At 62.7% G+C, this 17,958-nt stretch carries 17 protein-coding genes; 11 read left to right on the top strand and 6 right to left on the bottom strand.

All coding sequences use genetic code 11. From position 1 onward, the window contains the following. Positions 1–256: 256 nt before the first annotated feature. Positions 257–1,237, top strand: a complete 981-nt coding sequence (locus HJB83_RS26045) for a squalene cyclase (protein WP_221117617.1) — start codon at positions 257–259, stop codon at positions 1,235–1,237. 49 nt (positions 1,238–1,286) lie between these two features. On the opposite strand, the gene HJB83_RS26040 is transcribed toward HJB83_RS26045, so the two are convergent. Then, on the bottom strand, positions 1,287–1,811 hold the full coding sequence (locus HJB83_RS26040) for a DUF6428 family protein (protein ID WP_221132862.1): 525 nt from the start codon (positions 1,809–1,811) through the stop codon (positions 1,287–1,289). Positions 1,812–1,853: 42 nt separating this feature from the next. Here HJB83_RS26040 and HJB83_RS26035 point away from each other — a divergent pair, with 42 nt between their 5' ends. From HJB83_RS26035 to arsC, 3 genes are read left to right on the top strand one after another with little or no spacing between them, the layout of a single operon-like run. Next, a complete protein-coding gene (locus tag HJB83_RS26035; protein WP_207580828.1) occupies positions 1,854–2,210 on the top strand; it encodes a helix-turn-helix transcriptional regulator in 357 nt (118 codons plus the stop codon). A 37-nt stretch (positions 2,211–2,247) separates the two neighbouring features. Continuing rightward, a complete protein-coding gene (locus HJB83_RS26030; protein WP_221132861.1) occupies positions 2,248–2,946 on the top strand; it encodes an MIP/aquaporin family protein in 699 nt (232 codons plus the stop codon). Beyond that, positions 2,943–3,365, top strand: a complete 423-nt coding sequence (arsC, locus tag HJB83_RS26025; protein WP_207580830.1) for an arsenate reductase (glutaredoxin) — start codon at positions 2,943–2,945, stop codon at positions 3,363–3,365. The genes HJB83_RS26030 and arsC overlap by 4 nt, the downstream gene beginning before the upstream one ends. 9 nt (positions 3,366–3,374) lie before the next feature. Here arsC and HJB83_RS26020 read toward each other — a convergent pair whose 3' ends face one another. The 5 genes from HJB83_RS26020 to HJB83_RS26000 all read right to left on the bottom strand — a co-directional run bounded on the left by HJB83_RS26020 (position 3,375) and on the right by HJB83_RS26000 (position 9,997). Continuing rightward, positions 3,375–3,641: a hypothetical protein gene (locus tag HJB83_RS26020; RefSeq protein WP_017994411.1), complete on the bottom strand. Its 267-nt coding sequence runs from the start codon at positions 3,639–3,641 to the stop codon at positions 3,375–3,377. 112 nt (positions 3,642–3,753) lie between these two features. After that, on the bottom strand, positions 3,754–6,288 hold the full coding sequence (locus tag HJB83_RS26015) for a mechanosensitive ion channel family protein (RefSeq protein WP_221132860.1): 2,535 nt from the start codon (positions 6,286–6,288) through the stop codon (positions 3,754–3,756). A gap of 178 nt (positions 6,289–6,466) precedes the next feature. Next, positions 6,467–7,018 carry a DUF924 family protein gene (locus tag HJB83_RS26010; RefSeq protein ID WP_221117615.1) on the bottom strand — a complete coding sequence of 184 codons (552 nt, stop codon included), beginning with the start codon at positions 7,016–7,018 and terminating at the stop codon, positions 6,467–6,469. 302 nt (positions 7,019–7,320) lie between these two features. Next, positions 7,321–8,385, bottom strand: a complete 1,065-nt coding sequence (locus HJB83_RS26005; RefSeq protein WP_207580833.1) for a histidine kinase dimerization/phosphoacceptor domain -containing protein — start codon at positions 8,383–8,385, stop codon at positions 7,321–7,323. Between the two features lie 166 nt (positions 8,386–8,551). After that, positions 8,552–9,997 carry an MFS transporter gene (locus HJB83_RS26000; protein WP_221117614.1) on the bottom strand — a complete coding sequence of 482 codons (1,446 nt, stop codon included), beginning with the start codon at positions 9,995–9,997 and terminating at the stop codon, positions 8,552–8,554. A gap of 541 nt (positions 9,998–10,538) precedes the next feature. Between HJB83_RS26000 and HJB83_RS25995 the strand changes: the two genes are divergently transcribed. From HJB83_RS25995 to HJB83_RS25965, 7 genes are all read left to right on the top strand, one after another. After that, positions 10,539–11,864, top strand: a complete 1,326-nt coding sequence (locus HJB83_RS25995) for an ABC transporter substrate-binding protein (protein WP_207580835.1) — start codon at positions 10,539–10,541, stop codon at positions 11,862–11,864. A gap of 134 nt (positions 11,865–11,998) precedes the next feature. Then, positions 11,999–12,967 carry a carbohydrate ABC transporter permease gene (locus HJB83_RS25990; protein ID WP_007629705.1) on the top strand — a complete coding sequence of 323 codons (969 nt, stop codon included), beginning with the start codon at positions 11,999–12,001 and terminating at the stop codon, positions 12,965–12,967. Continuing rightward, positions 12,964–13,917: a carbohydrate ABC transporter permease gene (locus tag HJB83_RS25985; RefSeq protein WP_221117613.1), complete on the top strand. Its 954-nt coding sequence runs from the start codon at positions 12,964–12,966 to the stop codon at positions 13,915–13,917. The genes HJB83_RS25990 and HJB83_RS25985 overlap by 4 nt, the downstream gene beginning before the upstream one ends. After that, entirely contained in the window at positions 13,914–14,126 is a 213-nt protein-coding gene (locus HJB83_RS25980; RefSeq protein WP_162117324.1) for a hypothetical protein, read from the top strand. The genes HJB83_RS25985 and HJB83_RS25980 overlap by 4 nt, the downstream gene beginning before the upstream one ends. Positions 14,127–14,129: 3 nt before the next feature. Next, positions 14,130–15,227 (top strand): ABC transporter ATP-binding protein, encoded by a 1,098-nt coding sequence (locus HJB83_RS25975; RefSeq protein WP_221132859.1) that lies wholly within the window; start codon positions 14,130–14,132, stop codon positions 15,225–15,227. Then, positions 15,220–16,248 (top strand): ABC transporter ATP-binding protein, encoded by a 1,029-nt coding sequence (locus HJB83_RS25970; protein ID WP_207580838.1) that lies wholly within the window; start codon positions 15,220–15,222, stop codon positions 16,246–16,248. Before HJB83_RS25975 ends, HJB83_RS25970 begins: the two co-directional genes overlap by 8 nt. 53 nt (positions 16,249–16,301) lie before the next feature. Then, on the top strand, positions 16,302–17,942 hold the full coding sequence (locus HJB83_RS25965) for a dihydroxyacetone kinase subunit DhaK (RefSeq protein WP_207580839.1): 1,641 nt from the start codon (positions 16,302–16,304) through the stop codon (positions 17,940–17,942). Positions 17,943–17,958: the final 16 nt, after the last annotated feature.

Raw genomic sequence — 17,958 nt, 5'->3', positions numbered from 1 at the left:
AGTCGCGAAGCGCCGCATTCTCGGTATCGAACGGGCTCCCGTCGCCACAGTCGCTCGGCACGCCGATCAACTCTCCAGCCATACGGCACACCGAACAGCCCTCATCCCGAGGTGCCCTGTGGGGGCCTCGAAGGACGGCGGCGGATGACTGGTCGCAGAGGTGAGACGCCCACTCCCGCGCGCCCATTGGCTGGCAGCGCCCGGCCGAAGCGATTATAAACGGGCCATCAAACCCGACCCGCCGAGAGGTTCGCCCATGACCCAATCCGACCCGGTGATCGAATGGCTTCTCGATTCCGACCCGTCGATCCGATGGCAGGTGATGCGCGATCTGCTCGACGCCCCGGATCGGAAGTGGATGGCCGAGCGGGCCAGGGTGGAGACGGAGGGCTGGGGTGCCAGACTGCTTGCCTGCCGAGACGAGGACGGGCAATGGGCGGGCGGCGCCTTCCTGCCCGCCGGTTTCGACCCTCGCGAGTGGCATGAGCACGGCCAGCCATGGATGGCAACGACCTTCTCGCTGTCGCAACTCAGGGAATTCGGTCTCGATCCCGCCTGCGCGCAGGCCAGGCACACCGTCGCATTGATCGGCGCCAATGCCCGTTGGGAAGAAGGCGGCCAGCCCTATTGGGAAGGCGAAGTCGAAGAATGCATCAACGGCCGCACCGTGGCCGACGGCGCCTATTTCGGGATCGACATCTCACCGATCGTCGACAGGCTGGCCGGCGAGCGCCTCGCCGACGGCGGCTGGAACTGCGAGCGAACCCGTGGCTCGGTTCGGTCGTCTTTCGCTACCACCATCAACGTCCTGGAAGGGCTGCTGGAATTCGAGAAATCGACCGGCGGCACGCCCCGATCCCGCGAAGCGCGCGGAACGGGCGAGGAATTCCTGCTCGAGCGCAGCCTCTTCCGTCGCCTCGGAACCGGCGAGCCCGCCGACAAAAATTTCCTGCAGTTCCTGCACCCGAACCGCTGGCGCTACGACATCCTGCGTGCGCTCGACTATTTCCGCGCCAGCGCTATCCTCACCGACACCGCTCCCGACCCGCGCCTCAGCGAGGCGATCAACCACCTTCGTACCCGACGCCTTGAAGATGGCCGCTGGCCGCTCGACCGGAGCCCGCCGGGGCGTGTGTGGTTCGAAGTCGACGACGGACAAGGTAGGCCCTCACGATGGGTGACGCTCCGGGCGCTGCGGGTGCTTAGATGGTGGGGTACCCAAGCATCAATCGCTTGACGCGGCTAGCCGCTGCCTTGCCGAGCACAATGGTGAAGTGTGAAGCTCTCTAGGCGCAGCAGCGGCTCCGTACCGTGTTGGGGCCGCAGCAGGCGACGTCCGTTTTGCTTTCCTCCTCCAGCCAACGATCGCGCGGCTTGCAGCTTGCCGGCCGCGGTAAAAGCATGACGTGGACGGCACCAGCACTGAGAACCGGCCTCGCTGCGCGATAGAGCTGCATCGGCCGCACGCCGTCGCTGACTTCGAAGGTGAGCTTGGCAGAACCGTCGAGCTGCACATGCTCCGTCACCTTGCGGACGATGGAACAGAACTTGCCGGCCGGCATGTGCTTTCGGTCGCCTTCATCGATGTCCCAGAGCTGGATGAAGATTTCGGTCCAGGCCTCGGGATTGGCGCCGCAATCGAGGCCCGCGAATTGGCCCGCCTTGACCTCGGTGACATGATAGCCTGATTTCACCGCCCGACCGTCATAATAGAAAACCAGCGGCGCGTCCTTTTCGTCGGCGAGCATATCCAGCAGGAGGCCGAGACTGATATCATTCTCTCGGATTTTTCCGTTGTCGATCGTGTCCATATCAGTTAATCCTCATTTCAACGATTCAAGGATTATTGAAATATGGATCAACGTCAAGCCCTCGCCGCTTTCAGTGCGCTTTCGCAGGAAACGCGCCTGCAGATCATCCGCATGCTTGTTGTATCCGGTCCGGACGGCATGGCGGCGGGCGCCATCGCGGAAAAGGCGGAGGTCTCGCCGTCCAACGTCTCCTTCCATCTGAAGGAGCTGGAACGTGCCGGCCTCATTGCCCAGCAGCGCGAATCCCGCTCAATCATCTACACCCCCAATTACGAGGCGCTTGGCGGCTTGATCCGTTTCCTGATGGAAGATTGCTGCGGCGGAAACCCTGAGATCTGTGCGCCGGCTGCTGCCGTCGCCGCGTGTTGTGCACCTGCGATGAAGGAGGACCTGCAATGACCACAGGCACGACCGCAAAACCGGTGACGGCCGATTGATGGCGCCGTTCGATCTGCCGCGCCGGCTGGTCGCAGAGGCCATCGGCACCGCCATGCTGGTCGCGACCGTCGTCGGCTCCGGCATCATGGCGACGTCGCTGACGCAGGATACAGGGCTTGCCCTGCTCGGCAATACGCTCGCGACCGGCGCCATTCTGGTGGTGCTGATCACCACACTCGGGCCGATCTCCGGCGCCCACTTCAATCCCGCCGTCTCGCTGGTCTTTGCAATGTCACGTTCGCTGCCGAAACGCGACCTGACCGGATATGTGCTGGCACAGATTGCCGGCGGCGTGGCCGGGACGATCGCGGCTCACCTGATGTTCGAACTCCCGCTCGTGGCACTCTCCAGCAAGATCCGCACCGGCGGCGCGCAATGGTTCTCCGAAGGTGTGGCGACCTTCGGCCTGGTCGCGGTCATTCTTGCCGGCACCCGGTTCGAGCAGAAAGCGGTGCCATGGCTGGTCGGCCTCTACATCACCGCCGCCTACTGGTTCACCGCCTCCACCTCATTTGCCAATCCGGCCATTGCGCTCGCCCGTTCCCTGACCGACACCTTCTCCGGCATCCGCCCGATCGATCTTCCCGGCTTCTGGCTCGCCGAAATCGCCGGCGCGCTCCTTGCGCTCATTCTTTTCACCTGGCTGCTGCAGCCGGCCGAAACATCGTCAACCCTATCCTCTGAGGCGAAGCTATGAACGTCACCATCTACCACAACCCGGCATGCGGCACCTCGCGCAATACGCTGGCGATGATCCGCAATGCCGGCATCGAACCGACCGTCGTCGAATACGTCAAGACTCCGCCCTTGCGGGAGGAACTGTCTCGGATGATCGCCGATTCCGGCCTCACCGTACGCCAGGCCGTTCGCCAGAAGGATACGCCCTATGCCGAACTCGGCCTCGATAATCCTGACCTCAGCGATGACCAGCTTCTCGACGCCATGCTCGCGCATCCGATCCTGATCAACCGGCCGTTCGTCGTGACACCGCTCGGCACGCGCCTGTCACGGCCCTCCGAGTTGGTTCTGGAAATCCTGCCGGAAACCCACAAGGGCGCCCTCGCCAAGGAAGACGGCGAGAAGGTGCTCGACGCCGGGGGCAAGCGGATCGTCTGATCCGCCCACCTACTTGACGACGGCCGAGCCCTTGACGATGTCGATCGTCTCGCCGCCGTCGAGCCCGATACGGTCTCCGTCGGGCGTAGTCATGAAGCAGCCGGAAGCGCAGAGGTTTTCCGAAGCGCCGGCATCGACCACGACTTCGACGCGCTGGCCGCTCTCGGTGATGACGAGCACCACGGCTGCCGGATCGGTGTTGGTGATGGATGCTGCTTCAGCCGCGGGCGCGGCGAGCAGCGGGACAAGCAAAACGGCGGCAAACCTTGCCATCATGTGCGGCGGCGCGGACGCGCCCTCCCCTCGAACGATCGGTGCTGCCCGCGGCAGCAATCCCGATGGTGGAGATCATGCACATAGACCTGTGAATGATGGCTGAATGAGCCGTTCAGCTCTTCAGGCTGCCATCCGCCGTCCGCCCGCGCAACTGCCGCACCGGCCGCTCCTCGTCCTCGATGGGCTTGTTCTTTGGATCGTCCTGGCCGTCCGTCTGCTCCTTGACGGCATTGGCAAGGACCGGCGCGGCATCGCGATGGATGGTGAGATCGCTCTGCGGCAGCGGGATCTCGATGCCCTCGGCCTTGAAGCGCCGGAGGATCTCCATCCTGAGATTGTTGCGCACCGTCATGCCGTCGCCCATGTCGGCGAGGAAGAAGCGCAGCTCGAAATCCAGGGAATAAGGGCCGAAGCGCAGGAATTCGACATGCGGCTCGGGATTGCGCATGACGAGCGGTATCTTGGCCGTCAGCTCGAGCAGGATATCCATCACCTGCTGCGGATCGGCGTTGTAGCTGACGGAAACCGGAATTTCCGATCGGCCGATCCTGTTGCGATGCGTCCAGTTGCCGACCAGGCCGTTGATCAGCTCCGAATTCGGTACGATGATCGACTGCTTGCGAAAAGTCTCGATCTCGGTGGCGCGCACCGAAATACGTTTGACGATGCCCTCGGCGGTGCCGGAAACGACATGATCGCCGACCTTGAACGGCCGCTCGACGAGCAGGATCAGGCCGGAGACGAAGTTGGAAACGATGTTCTGCAGGCCGAAACCGATGCCGACCGAAAGTGCCGACGCGACAAGCGCAAAGCTCGAGAGATCGATGCCGGCGGCGGAAACGCCGATGATCGCCGCGATGCCGACGCCCAGATAGCCGATGCCCGTTTTGACCGAATTGCGCACGCCGAGATCGACATGGCTTCGCGCCATCACATTGCCGTCGAGCCAGCGCTGCAGCCAGCGCGTCAGCAGGTAGACGCCGGCAAACAGCAGGATGCCGGTGCAGATGCCGAGCAGCGAGATGCTGATGCCGCCGAGCCTGACCTCGGTGAACAGCCTATAGGCAAGGATCTGCAGGTCCTGCACATGGAAACCCCAGAGCAGCAGGATCAGCGGGATGCCGACGAGAAGCGCCACGGCATAGATCGCAAGGCCGACGAGCAGACCGGCCTGGTCGATTGCCACCGGCCCCAGCTTGAAGCGGCGCGTCAGGAAGCGCGCGAAGAAGGTGTCGCCAAAGCTTTCCTGCCTGGATATCGCTTTGCCTGAGAGCAGGCCGATATACATGGTGACGACGACCGCGCCGGTGACGATGAGCTGCGTGGCGACGAAGCGCGCCAGCCCCACATAACCGCTCAGCGCGGTGAGGATGAGGCCCCCGCCGACGACGCGCAGGATGATCGCCATGCCGCGCGGCCAATGCCGGCCCGGCGCATCCGGATCGCCATTCTTCGCCAGCATCGGCTTGCCGAACGAGACCGAGATCAGGATCAGGCCGATGATCAACGCGGCAATCAGGCTCCTGACCACGGTCAGCACCAGCGGCGAGCCCATCGTCTCGCCGACGGTCCCGAACAGATAATCGAGCGCATTGACGACGGCCATCGCCAGCAGGCAATAGCCGATCGAGCGCGCGCCGAGATTGGAAAGATGAACGAGCCGCCAGCGCGGTTCGTTCGGCGCGAAGATGGCGTTGACGAAGCGACCAACGAAATAAACGAGCCCGATCGCTCCGAACAAGGCCCCGATGACAGGTGCGATGTCGGGCCGCAGAACGTTGAAACTGTTGAGAAAGAAGAACGAGGTGACGAGCAGCACCGAAAGCGCCAGGGTCCGGATCAGCGTCGACCAGAAAGCGATCGACAGCCGACCGATATAGGACGGGTTTTCGACAGCTTCGTCGCGGCGCAGATACGAGCCAAACAGCCGGTAGCTGCCGGAGAGCAGGATCAGGGCTGAGGCGAGCGACAGGAAGATCGCGGCAAAAAGTGGAAAACGCTTGAATTTCCAGACGAAGGTGGCCCAGCTCGACAGGGCTTGCATGAACTCGCTGGCCTCATGCACGAAGGCGCTGACGGCATCGTCGAGCACCGAGACCGAAATTTCCGTACGCCTGAGCAGCGTATCGGCAAACAACCGTCGGCGCATCTCGGTGATCTCGTTGACGAGCTTCGTCACCGTGATCGACAGGTTTTCCGCGTCGCCCGTCACCGCGTTGATCTGCGCGCGCTCACCGGCGAGCGCGTTACGCTCCTGGGTGACGATCCCGGCCTCCGGCGGCTGCCCGTCCTTCGGCGGATCGCCGATCTCGCTAAGCCGGTTCTTGATCTGGTCGAAACGCGGCCTGAGATTGACCGATATGGTGATGACGGCGCGGCTAAGTTCGTCGGCCTTGGTCGCAAGGCCGACCAGGGCATCGTCATCCTCGGCATTCTGCTTGACGCCCTCCTGGAGTGCCGTCAGTTGGACCTTGGCCTTGTCGATCTCCTTCGTCGCCTGGTCGAGCGGTGTGTCGGCAAGCGGCGCCTGCGCGGCTGCCGATGCCTGCGGCTCCTGCGCGAAGGCCGCAGCACCCTTGAAATGCGCGCCGGCCACCGCCAGCATCAGCAGAAGAATGGTGCGAAGCAGGATCGGTCTCAGCCGCAAAAGCGCCTCCGGAAAGATTATCGTCGGGATAGAATGCCAGCTTGTCATAGCAAAGAAAGGCGACAGAAAGGCGGAAGCTCCTGGAAAGGGTTAAAGCATGTCGCAGCGGTTGCGATAACGACATGCGTAGAACAAAGAACGAAAGCGCGACAAGTGAATCCGAAAGATCGCGACGCGCTTAGAAACCCGCGCCTGGCGTCGAAAGATAGTCGCGTTCCCTGGCCGTCGACTCCCGTCCTAACATGGCATTGCGGTGCGGAAAGCGGCCATAGGCGGCGATCCCGTCGCGATGGCGGATCGCATAATCCAGATATTCCGCGTCGCCGAGAGCGGTGAACAATGCCACCGACCGTTCCTGCTCGCCAAGGTCTTCGGCATGTTCGAACGGCAAATAGAAGAAGGTACGGCAGGCGATCTCGACCGCCTGATCGCCACCGGCGGCAAGCGCGAGCTTAGCCTCCCGAAGCGCCAGCCCGTCGGTCGCGAAGGCCAGCGGGGTGCCGCGATAGATGTTGCGGGGAAACTGGTCGAGCACGATAATGGCCGCCAGCCGGCTTTCCGCATCGGCCCGCCATTCGTCGCTGACACCCGCGGCAAGGGCGAGATGCGTATGGCGGAAGCCTTCGCGGATCTCCACGTCGAGTTCCGGCGGCGGGCGGAACCACAGCTCCCGGCCGCATCGGACGAACCAGAAATCGTAAACTTCCCGCGGCGTACGGATCGTCGTCATCTTCGCTCTCCCTAACGTTAGGCACCTTATGTAGCTTTAGTAAGTTATTGGAGAAGTTGGCGAACAGTGTGCCAAGCAGCCCCTCATCCGCCTGCCGGCACCTTCTCCCCGCCTGCGGGGCGAAGGGGGATAGCGGCAACCCCTCTGTTCCTCACCAGCATTTCGCAGGGCACGTCCCCTCTCCACGTCAGAACGGGGGTCCGAAGGACGGGTCGAGACCCGCGGCTCGGCCCCGGCAGTTAGGGTGAGGGGCAGGCTTCTTGAACTATGGCCGCATTGCGCAATTGCGGCTGCGCAAAACCCTACTTCCCCTCATGCAACGAAAACACCAGCGTCGCCTTCGTACCATCATGCCCGGGATCATAGGCGAAATCCGATTTCAAGCTCGCAGCCATGGCCGTCAAAATACGCGCGCCGAGCCCCGTTCCCCTCGCCGGGCTCTCCGGATCGAACCCCGCCCCATCATCCTCGACGACAACCCTCAACCCCTCGTCCGTCTGATCGACAAATACCCGGATCTCGCCCGGCACGCCGTCCCGATAGGCATATTTGAAGGCATTGGTGACGAGTTCGCTGACGATCAGCCCGAGCGTGATCACCTTGTCGGTCGCCAGATTGACCGGCTCAGCGGTCAGCACGACGCGGTGCGGCCGCTTGTCGTCGCGCATCGAGGCTTCGAGTTCGGTGAGCAGGCTGTTCAGATATTCATCCACCTGGACAGATCCGACCTGCCGGTTGGTATAGAGCCGGCGGTGCACGCTGGCGATGGCGTTGATGCGCATCTGCGTTTCGTGCAGCGCGTCGATCGCCACCTGGTCTTTGGTCATCGAGGATTGCATGCGGATCAGCGCACCGACGAGGCCGAGGCTGTTGGCAATGCGGTGATTGACTTCGGCAAGCAGCATTTCGGCAAGGTCGCGCTGCTGACGGATCACCTCCTGCGCCTGCGCCGTTTCGCGGCGAAAACGCGCCCGCTCCAGCGCCTGTTCGAGGGCAGCGGCGAGCAGGTCGAAATAATCGGCCGAGATTCCCTTGAGCATGTAATCGTCGGCGCCGGCTTTGAGCGCCGCGACCGCGATGCTGGTATCGTCCGAGCCCGTCGCATAGATGACCGGTGGATGATCCGGCAGCGCCGTGATGCAGGGCAGAATGTCGAGGCCGGTCTCGTCAGCCAGGACATGATCGAGCACGACGGCGTCGAAGCCGCCTTTGCCGAGTCTGGCAAGGCCGGCCGCACCGTTCTCAGCCCATTCGACCGAAAAGCCGCGTTGGCCAAGGTTCTTCTGCATCAAGAGGGCGAGCCCCTCGTCGTCGTCGATATAGAGGATGTGGATCAGGGCATCCGCATCGCCGCTAGAATTGCTCATTCCGTCTCCCGGCTTTTTCTCGCAGCGACGACCGCCGGCAAGCGTCCGAGTCGTCCGCATGGCAATGTCGTATTGCATTGGCCGCCCGAGGTAAACAGCGGTTATCCCTCACTCTTGTCGCAGGCGGCGCGGAACGGGACTGGGGCCGATTGTTTCACAGTGGAGGCTAATTTTTCAGGAATTTCCGGTGTCCGGATACTTCAGCTCCCGCCTCCGCCGGCAATTGCAGGAAACGCAGCACCGAGACCATGCCGATCGCGCCAACCACGACGAAAGCCCAGCGGAAATCGGCAAGAACGGGATTGTCGGCGCCTCTCAGAGCCGCGGCGATATTGAGGACGGCCGCCGCCACCGCCACGCCGAGCAGCATCGATACCTGCTGCAGCATGCTCGACAGCGTCGAGGCCGAACTTCGTTGCGCCGGGCCGATATCGGCGAAGGCGAGCGTGTTCAGCGCGGTGAATTCCATCGACCGCGACAGGCCGGCGAGGAAAAGCAGCGCATAGGTGAAAAACTGTGGCGTTTCCGGCGAGAGGAAACCGCAGGCGGCGATCGAAAGTGCCGCGATCAGCCCGTTGAACACAAGCACGAAGCGGAAGCCGAAGAAGCGCAGGAGCGGCGTCGTCACCGTCTTCATGCCGAGATTGCCGAGGAAATAGACGAGCAGATAGGCGCCGGCGGCAATCGAACTCAGCCCGAAACCGAGCTGGAACAACAGAGGCAGCAGGAACGGTGTCGCATTGATCGCCACCCTGCAGGCCGTGCCTGCCGACAGCGTCGACATCGAGAACGTCTGGATGCGGAAGGCCGAAAGCTCGAGCAGCGGATTATCGACGGTGAGGAAATGCCGTGTCGCCATGACAGACAGCACGACGCCCGCCGCCAGCATTGATATGACCGGCAAAAGCCCACCTTCCCATTTGATCGAAAGCTCCAGGGCGGCGAGAAGAAAAGTCAGCCCTGCCGCGCTCAGGATGAAGCCGACAAAATCCAGCCGGCCGGGATCGGCCTCGCGCTGCTCCGGCACGAAGCGCAGCACCAGTGCCATGCCGAGAATGCCGATCGGGATGTTGATGAGGAAGTTCCAGTGCCAGCTGGCATAGGTGGTGATGAAGCCGCCGAGCACCGGGCCGATCACCGGCGCCGTCAGCGCCGGCCAGGTGATCAACGCGATCGCCTGGACGAGTTCGGACTTGCGGGCGTTTTTCAGCACGATGATGCGCCCGACAGGCGTCATCAGTGCGCTGCCCGCCCCCTGGACGGCGCGCCACAGCACAAATTCCGCCAGGCTGCCGGACAGCCCGCAGAACAGCGAGGCGGCGGTGAAGACGGCGATCGACATCAGGAAGATACGGCGCGCACCGAACCTGTCGCCGAGCCAGCCCGACAAAGGAATGAAGGCTGCCATCGTCAGCATGTAGACGGTGATGCCGATGCTCATCGACACCGGCTGTACATTAAAGCTTGCCGCCATCTGCGGCAGCGAGGTGGCGACGATCGTGCCGTCGAGGATCTGCATGAAGAAGGAAACGGCAACAACCAGCGCCACGATCTTCGCCTGGCGGCCGCTTGCCGCCTCTTGCCGATTCTCGCTCGTCTCTGCCGTGGTCATCGATCTGCCAATGAAAAGTCTGGATGCCGCGGCAGGAAAACGGGAAGGAAGCCGATCGGAGATCTGCCGCGCGGGAGAACGCGGAAACACGCCGCGCACTGGCTGCATACGCTCGTTGCGCACGGCCGGAAAGGCTAAATCTCGCACTGCTCGGGAATATTCCCGACGCGGCGGGCGGCGCGACCTTAAGAAAAAGGCCCCGCCGGAGCGAGGCCAAGTTTGAACCGCTCCCGGGAAAACAGGAGCGGCGTCGAGGTCCATATCCTGCGGCCAATCTCGCCGCGAGGTCAGATTTCCCCGTATCGGTACGCTCGCGAACGAAATTTCCAAGAAGCGCTGAGATTGGTCCCGCAAACTCCCCGCCCGCTTGGCGAGCCACCTGTGCAGTGCAGCAACGATTGCCGCTTGCAATGTTTATATAAATTGCTATTACTAAACACATTGCTAAACATGATGATTGAGGAGTTCATGTGAGCATTCTCTGAAATGGGTGAACATGCGACGCCGGCGGGGAGCCGGCCCTTGGTTCTGGGAGGAACTTATGCAGAAAACATCGAAAGCCCTTTTGGGGCTCGCCACGGCATTCGTCATGTCGTCGGCATTGCCCAATCTCGCCAAAGCCGATGAACTGACGCTCTGCTGGGCCGCATGGGATCCCGCCAACGCGCTCGTCGAGCTGTCGAAGGATTTCACCGCCAAGACTGGCACGCAGATGAAATTCGAATTCGTTCCCTGGACGAGTTACGCCGACCGCTTCCTCAACGAGCTGAATTCCCATGGCAAGCTCTGCGATCTCATCATCGGTGACAGCCAGTGGATCGGCGGCTCGGCCGAAAACGGCCACTACGTCAAGCTCAACGACTTCTTCGACAAGGAAGGCATCAAGATGGATGACTTCGTGCCGGCGACGGTCGTCGGCTACTCGGAATGGCCGAAGAACACGCCGAACTATTGGGCGCTGCCGGCCATGGGCGATGTCGTCGGCTGGACCTACCGCAAGGACTGGTTCGAGAAACCGGAACTGCAGAAGGAGTTCAAGGGAAAATATGGCCGGGATCTGGCCGCCCCCAAGACCTATGATGAGCTGAAGCAGATCGCCGAATTCTTCCAGAAGCGCGAGATCGACGGCAAGACCGTCTACGGCGCCTCGATCTATACAGAGCGCGGCTCTGAAGGCATCACCATGGGCGTTACCAACGTCCTCTACGACTGGGGTTTCCAGTACGAGAACCCGAAGAAGCCCTACGACATGGAAGGCTTCGTCAACTCGGCCGATGCGGTGAAGGGACTGGAATTCTACAAGTCCCTTTATGATTGCTGCACACCGCCCGGCAGCTCGAACGTCTACATGGTCGAATCCGCCGATGCCTTCAAATCCGGCCAGGTTGCCATGCAGATGAACTTCGCCTTCACCTGGCCCGGTCTTTACAAGGACGAGAAGGTCGGCGGCGACAAGATCGGCTTCTTCCCCAATCCGGCTGAAAAGGCGCATTTCGCCCAGCTCGGCGGACAGGGCATTTCGGTCGTCTCCTATTCCGACAAGAAGGACGCAGCACTTCAATACATCAAGTGGTTCGCCCAGCCTGACGTTCAGGCCAAGTGGTGGGAACTCGGCGGTTATTCCTGCCTGAATTCCGTCGTCAATGCGCCAGGCTTTGCCAAGAGCCAGCCCTACGCCCAGGCCTTCCTGGACTCCATGGCGATCGTCAAGGATTTCTGGGCCGAACCAAGCTATGCCACCCTCCTGCAGGACATGCAGAAACGCGTCCATAACTACGTCGTTGCCGGCAACGGCACAGCCAAGGAAGCGCTCGACGGTCTGGTGAAGGACTGGGAAGAAGTCTTCAAGGACGACGGCAAGATTTAGTGTCCGACCACAGGACAGGCGGCACCCCTCTGCGCGCCATCCTTACCTGGATGGCGGCCCGGATCGGCAGACGAGCCGGGCCGCCAGATCTCCCATATCCCAAAAGACCCACATCCCAAAGATCGGGTGAAAACTTGACCATTTCCCATTCCTCCATAGTCGAGAATGCAGTCGATGCGACAGCAAGGGCAACGCCGGTCTCGGTCGCCCGGCGCGTCCGCGGCCTCTCCGACAGGGCGATCGCCTGGCTGTTTATCGCTCCGGCGATCATCCTGCTGCTGGCGATCAACATCTTCCCGCTGATCTGGGCAATCTATCTCTCCTTCACCAATTACCGCGCCAACCGGCCGAATGCGCCGGTTCAGGGCGTCGGCCTTGGAAATTACCAGCGCGTTCTGAACGACCCCGATATCTGGCAGGCGATGCAGACCACCGCGCATTTCGTCTTCTGGACCATCCTCCTGCAGACGGTGATCGGCTTCAGCCTTGCCTATCTGATCGACCGCAAGTTTCGCGGCCATGCCTTCTGGACAACGATCATCCTGATCCCAATGATGCTGTCGCCCGCCGTCGTCGGCAATTTCTGGCGCTTCCTCTACGAGCCGCAAATCGGCCTCTTCGCCTATGCGGTGTCGCTGGTATCAGGCATTCCAACCTCCGATATCCAGATGCTCGGCAATGTCACTCTGGCGCCCTGGGCGATTATCATCGTCGATACCTGGATGTGGACGCCTTATGTGATGCTGATCTGCCTCGCCGGCTTGCGCTCGATCCCCGACTATATCTACGAAGCGGCCGAGGTCGACCGCGCCTCGCCGTGGCGCCAGTTCTGGTCGATCACCGTGCCGATGGCCCTGCCCTTCATCATGCTCGCCGTGCTCTTCCGTGGCATCGAGAATTTCAAGATGTTCGATATGGTGACGCTGCTCACCGGCGGCGGGCCGGGCTCCGTCACCGAGGTTGCCTCGATCACGCTGAAGCGCGTCGCCTTCGAAAGCTGGGCGACCGGCCGGGCCTCGGCTTTCGCCATCGTCCTCTTCGTCGCGGTGTTCGGCCTCGCCAACATCTATGTCAAGGCATTGAACAGGGTGAAGCAACGATGACCGCCGCCAACTCAGCCCATTCGGTCGTCGAACCGAACCGTTCCAGCAAGCGCATCGCCGGCACGATCGTCATCCTCTATGCGCTGATCACCCTCATCCCGCTCGTCTGGATCTTCCTGACCAGCATCAAATCGCCGCCGGATTCGATCAGTTATCCGCCGAAGATCGTCTTCACGCCGTCGCTCGAAGGTTATTGCAACCTGTTCACCACGCGTACGCGGCAGACTCCCGACTATATCGCCTCGCTGCCGGCGCCGGTCGGCACCTGCGAGGAGGTGACGCGCAAGCGCAACATGGTGATCGCCGGCCCGTCGAATTTCCTGCCGCGTTTCATCAATTCGCTGGTAATCGCCTTCGGCTCCACCTTCCTCGCGGTCTTCCTCGGCACGCTCGCCGCCTATGGCTTCTCGCGCTTCAAGGTGCCGCTTGCCGATGACCTGCTGTTCTTCATCCTGTCGACGCGCATGATGCCGCCGATTGCCGTCGCCATCCCGATCTACCTGATGTATCGCGAGCTCGGTCTGTCGGACACGGCCGTGGGCATGATCCTGCTCTACACCGCCGTCAACGTCTCGCTCGCCGTCTGGCTGCTCAAGGGTTTCATCGACGAAATCCCGCGCGAATACGAGGAAGCGGCGATGATCGACGGCTATACGAGGCTGCAGGCCTTCCGCAAGGTGGTGCTGCCGCAGGCCACAACCGGTATCGCCGCCACCGCGATCTTCTGCCTGATCTTCGCCTGGAACGAATATGCCTTCGCCGCCCTTCTGACCTCGGGCGAGGCGCAGACCGCGCCGCCCTTCATCCCGACGATCATCGGCGAAGGCGGGCAGGACTGGCCGGCTGTTGCCGCCGGCACGACGATCTTCCTGATCCCGATCCTCGTCTTCACGATTCTTCTGCGCAAGCAGCTGCTGCGCGGCATCACCTTCGGAGCCGTCCGCAAATGACCCACCTGATCGAAACACGCACCCCTGCCCGCCCAAAACGGCCGTTCTTCCTGCGCCGCGGCCCGATGGAGACCATCGCAACCGTTCTGATCGGGCTCGGCTTCCTAATGCTGTTCCAACCATTCCTACTGGTGCTCTACACCTATTCGCTGGTCACCCTGCTTGCAGGCACGGTGATGTTCATCATCGTCTCAAAATTCCCGGAGTGAACCATGGCGGACATCCGGATCGAAAATCTCCGCAAGGAGTTCGGCAGCTTCGTCGCCGTGCAGGATTCGAGCTTTACTGTTCATGACGGCGAGTTCCTGGCGCTGCTCGGGCCTTCCGGCTGCGGCAAGACGACGACGCTTCGCATGATCGCCGGTCTCGAGCTGCCGAGCAGCGGCAAGATCTATCTCGACGGCGAGGATGTTACGTTCAACCGCGCCAGCGCCCGCGACATCGCCTTCGTCTTCCAACTCTTCGCACTCTACCCGCATATGAACGTGCGCAGGAATATCGGCTTCCCTTTGCTGTCGCAGGGCATGGCCAAGGCCGAAATCCGTCAGCGTGTCGAAGAGACCGCTCGGCTGCTGCAGATCGATCATATTCTCAACCGCTCGGTATCGGGCCTGGCCGGCGGCGACCGGCAGCGCGTGGCGCTCGGCCGTGCCATCGTCCGGCGCCCGAAATGCTTCCTGATGGACGAGCCGCTCGGCACGCTCGACGCCGAGTTCCGCGAGATCATGGTCCACGAGCTGCGTGAACTGCACAACCGAATCCACGCGACCACCGTCTACGTCACCCACGACCAGCACGAGGCGATGGCGATGGCCGACAAGATCGCCGTCATGAACCATGGCGTCATCGAGCAGTTCGGCACGCCGCAGGAGATCTATGCCAAGCCCGCAACCATGTATGTCGCCGATTTCATCGGTTCGCCGCCGATGAACTTCATGCGCTTCACCTCGGGCCTGAAAAGTGGCGACCGCTCCATCCTGCTCGACGGCGCCGATGTCGCCGTTCCCGAGATCCGAGAGGACATGGCCGAAAGCGAGCTGGCGCTCGGCGTGCGGCCGGAACATATCCGCTTCAGCGACGCCTCGGCGCTCCGCGGCGCCATCTACGGCAGCGAATATCTCGGCACCAATCAGGTCGTGGCTGTGGAAACCCCGGGCGGCCTGATCAAGGCCCGTGTTCCCGCCAATCGCAGCTTCCGGATCGGCGAAACCGTCGGCCTCGAATTCAACCCGGAAAAACTCACGCTCTTCGACTGCACGTCGGGCCGTGCGGTGGCATCCTCGCTCTATCAGGAGACCCGGCATGGCTGATGTCATCCTCAGGAACCTCGCCAAACGCTTCGGCGATACCCAGGCCTTGGCCGACCTCGATCTTTCGATCCGCGACGGCGAGTTCGTCGTGCTGCTCGGTCCCACAGGCGCCGGCAAGACCACGACGCTGCGGCTGATCGCCGGCCTTGAAAGGCCGGATGGCGGTCGCATCGAGATCGGAGGCCGCGATGTCGCCGCCGAAGCACCCGCCGAGCGCGACGTCGCCTTCGTCTTCCAGCAATATTCGCTCTATCCGCACATGACGGTTTACGAGAACCTTGCCTTCCCGCTGAAGGCGCCGGTCCGTAAGCTGAGTGCGGTGGAGATCGACCGTCGCGTCCGCGAGGTCGCGCGTATGGTCCGCATCGACCACAAGCTGGAGAACCGCTCGACCAGGCTTTCCGGCGGCGAGATGCAGCGTGTCGCGATCGGCCGCGCGTTGGTCCGCCGGCCGGCGATCTATCTGATGGACGAGCCGCTCTCCTCTCTCGACGCGAAACTGCGCGCCGAACTGCGCCTGGAGCTGAAGCGCATCCAGAAGGAACTGGGCTCGACGCTGCTCTATGTCACCCACGACCAGGTGGAAGCGATGACCATGGCCGACCGCATCGGCATCGTCGCCGAGGGGCGGCTGATGCAGGTCGGAACGCCGCGCGAGATCTACGGCAATCCCGCCAACCTGCATGTCGCCGCCCGTCTCGGCCAGCCGCACATCAACCTTCTGCCGGCGGACCTGCTCCCGGGCGGCCAGCCGCCGGCCGGCACGAAGACGGTCGGCGCCCGCACCGAACATCTCGACATCATCGTCGGCAAGGAAGCCAATGCCGCCATCGACTGGATCGAGCATCTCGGCGACCAGAACCATCTGCACATCAGGGTTGCCGATCCCAAGCAGCCCGCGCGGGATCACAAGCTCGTGACACTTGCTGATCCATATCTGGCGATTGCGCCGGGTGACCGGATCAGCCTGACGCTGCGCGATCCGCTTTATTTCGATGCGGCTGGACAGCGCCTGTCCTGACCGGCAAACAGACGTGACGATGGCATGAAAAACGAACAGACGGGTCTCGATCGATGAAACACTTCTTCAACCGCAGAGAAAGCATCGTTACCGAAGCTCTGGACGGTCTGCTCCTGACGAGCGGCAGCGGTCGTCTCGCCCGCCTCGACAGCTTTCCCGACATCAAAGTGATTCTGCGCGCGGATTGGGACAAGTCGAAGGTGGCGATCATCTCGGGCGGCGGCGCAGGCCATGAGCCCTCCCATGCCGGCTTCGTCGGCAAGGGCATGCTGACGGCGGCCGTATCCGGCGAAATCTTCGCCTCGCCGAGCGTCGATGCCGTGCTGACGGCGATCCGCGCCGTGACCGGCCCGAAGGGCGCGCTGCTGATCGTCAAAAACTACACCGGCGACCGCCTGAATTTCGGCCTCGCCGCCGAAAAAGCGCGCGCCGAAGGCTTCGACGTCGAGATGGTCATCGTCGCCGACGATATCGCCATCCCCGACATCAACCAGCCGCGCGGCGTCGCCGGCACGCTGTTCGTCCACAAGATCGCAAGCTATCACGCCGAAAGGGGCGACGACCTGAAGACCGTCGCGGCCCATGCCGCCTCAGCAGCGGGCGACATCGTCTCGCTTGGCATGTCACTCTCCACTTGCAGCGTGCCCGGCCAGGCGCATGAGGATCGTCTCGGTGCCGACGAGGGCGAACTCGGCCTCGGCATCCATGGCGAGCCGGGCGTCGAGCGCATCACGCTGCAGCCGGTTGCCGATATTGTCGCGACCATGGTGGCGCGCCTGTCACCGACATTGCGCGAAGGAGCAAGCCACGCCCTCCTCATCAACAATCTCGGCGCCGTGCCGCCGCTCGAAATGGCGGTCATTGCCAATGCCGTGCTCTCCTCGCCGCTTGGCCGCCGCGTCCGGCTGATCATCGGGCCGGCGCCGATGATGACCGCGCTCAATATGAACGGTTTCTCGCTGTCGCTGATCCGGCTGGATGCCGCTCGCGAGGCGGCGCTGACGGTGGCGGTCGAACCGCATGCCTGGATGCCTGCCGTCGAACGCCACGAGATCAACGTCATCGCCGCACCGAGGGCGGCGGCCGGCATGAATGGCGCGGCCGCAGCCGGGGAAAACACGCGCAACCGTCGCCTGATCACGGCGCTCTGCGAGCATCTGATCTCGCAGGAAAGCGAACTCAACAGGCTGGACGGCCGCGTCGGCGACGGCGATACCGGCTCGACAGTGGCGACAGGCGCCCGCAGCGTGCTTGCCCGCCTCGACACGCTGCCGCTCGACCGGCCGGCGGCAACGCTCGCCTCGCTCGGCGATATCCTCGGCACCAGCATGGGCGGGTCGAGCGGCGTGCTGCTGTCGATCTTCTTCACCGCGGCGGCAAAAGCGATGGCTGACAAAGCCGACATCGCCGCTGCCCTTCTTGCCGGGCTCGATAGGATGACGTTCTATGGCGGCGCCGGAGTCGGCGACCGGACGATGGTCGATGCCTTGGCACCCGCCTTGAAGGCCTTTGCATCCGGCGATATCGCCGCCGCAGCGAGGGCTGCGGCAGCCGGTGCCGAGTCGACGAAGACGATGATGAAGGCAAGAGCCGGACGCGCCACCTATGTCGGCGAAAGGGATCTGGCGGGCGTCGCCGATCCCGGCGCCGTCGCGGTTGCCGGCGCGTTCGGGGTGGTGGCAAGCCTCGTCTGACCGGAGTAAAGTTTGA

It is taken from the genome of Rhizobium sp. NZLR11 (assembly GCF_019685115.1).
Lineage (GTDB): Bacteria > Pseudomonadota > Alphaproteobacteria > Rhizobiales > Rhizobiaceae > Rhizobium.
Note: the sequence above shows the minus strand (reverse complement) of the source record. Positions and strands in the feature narration are given on the sequence as shown.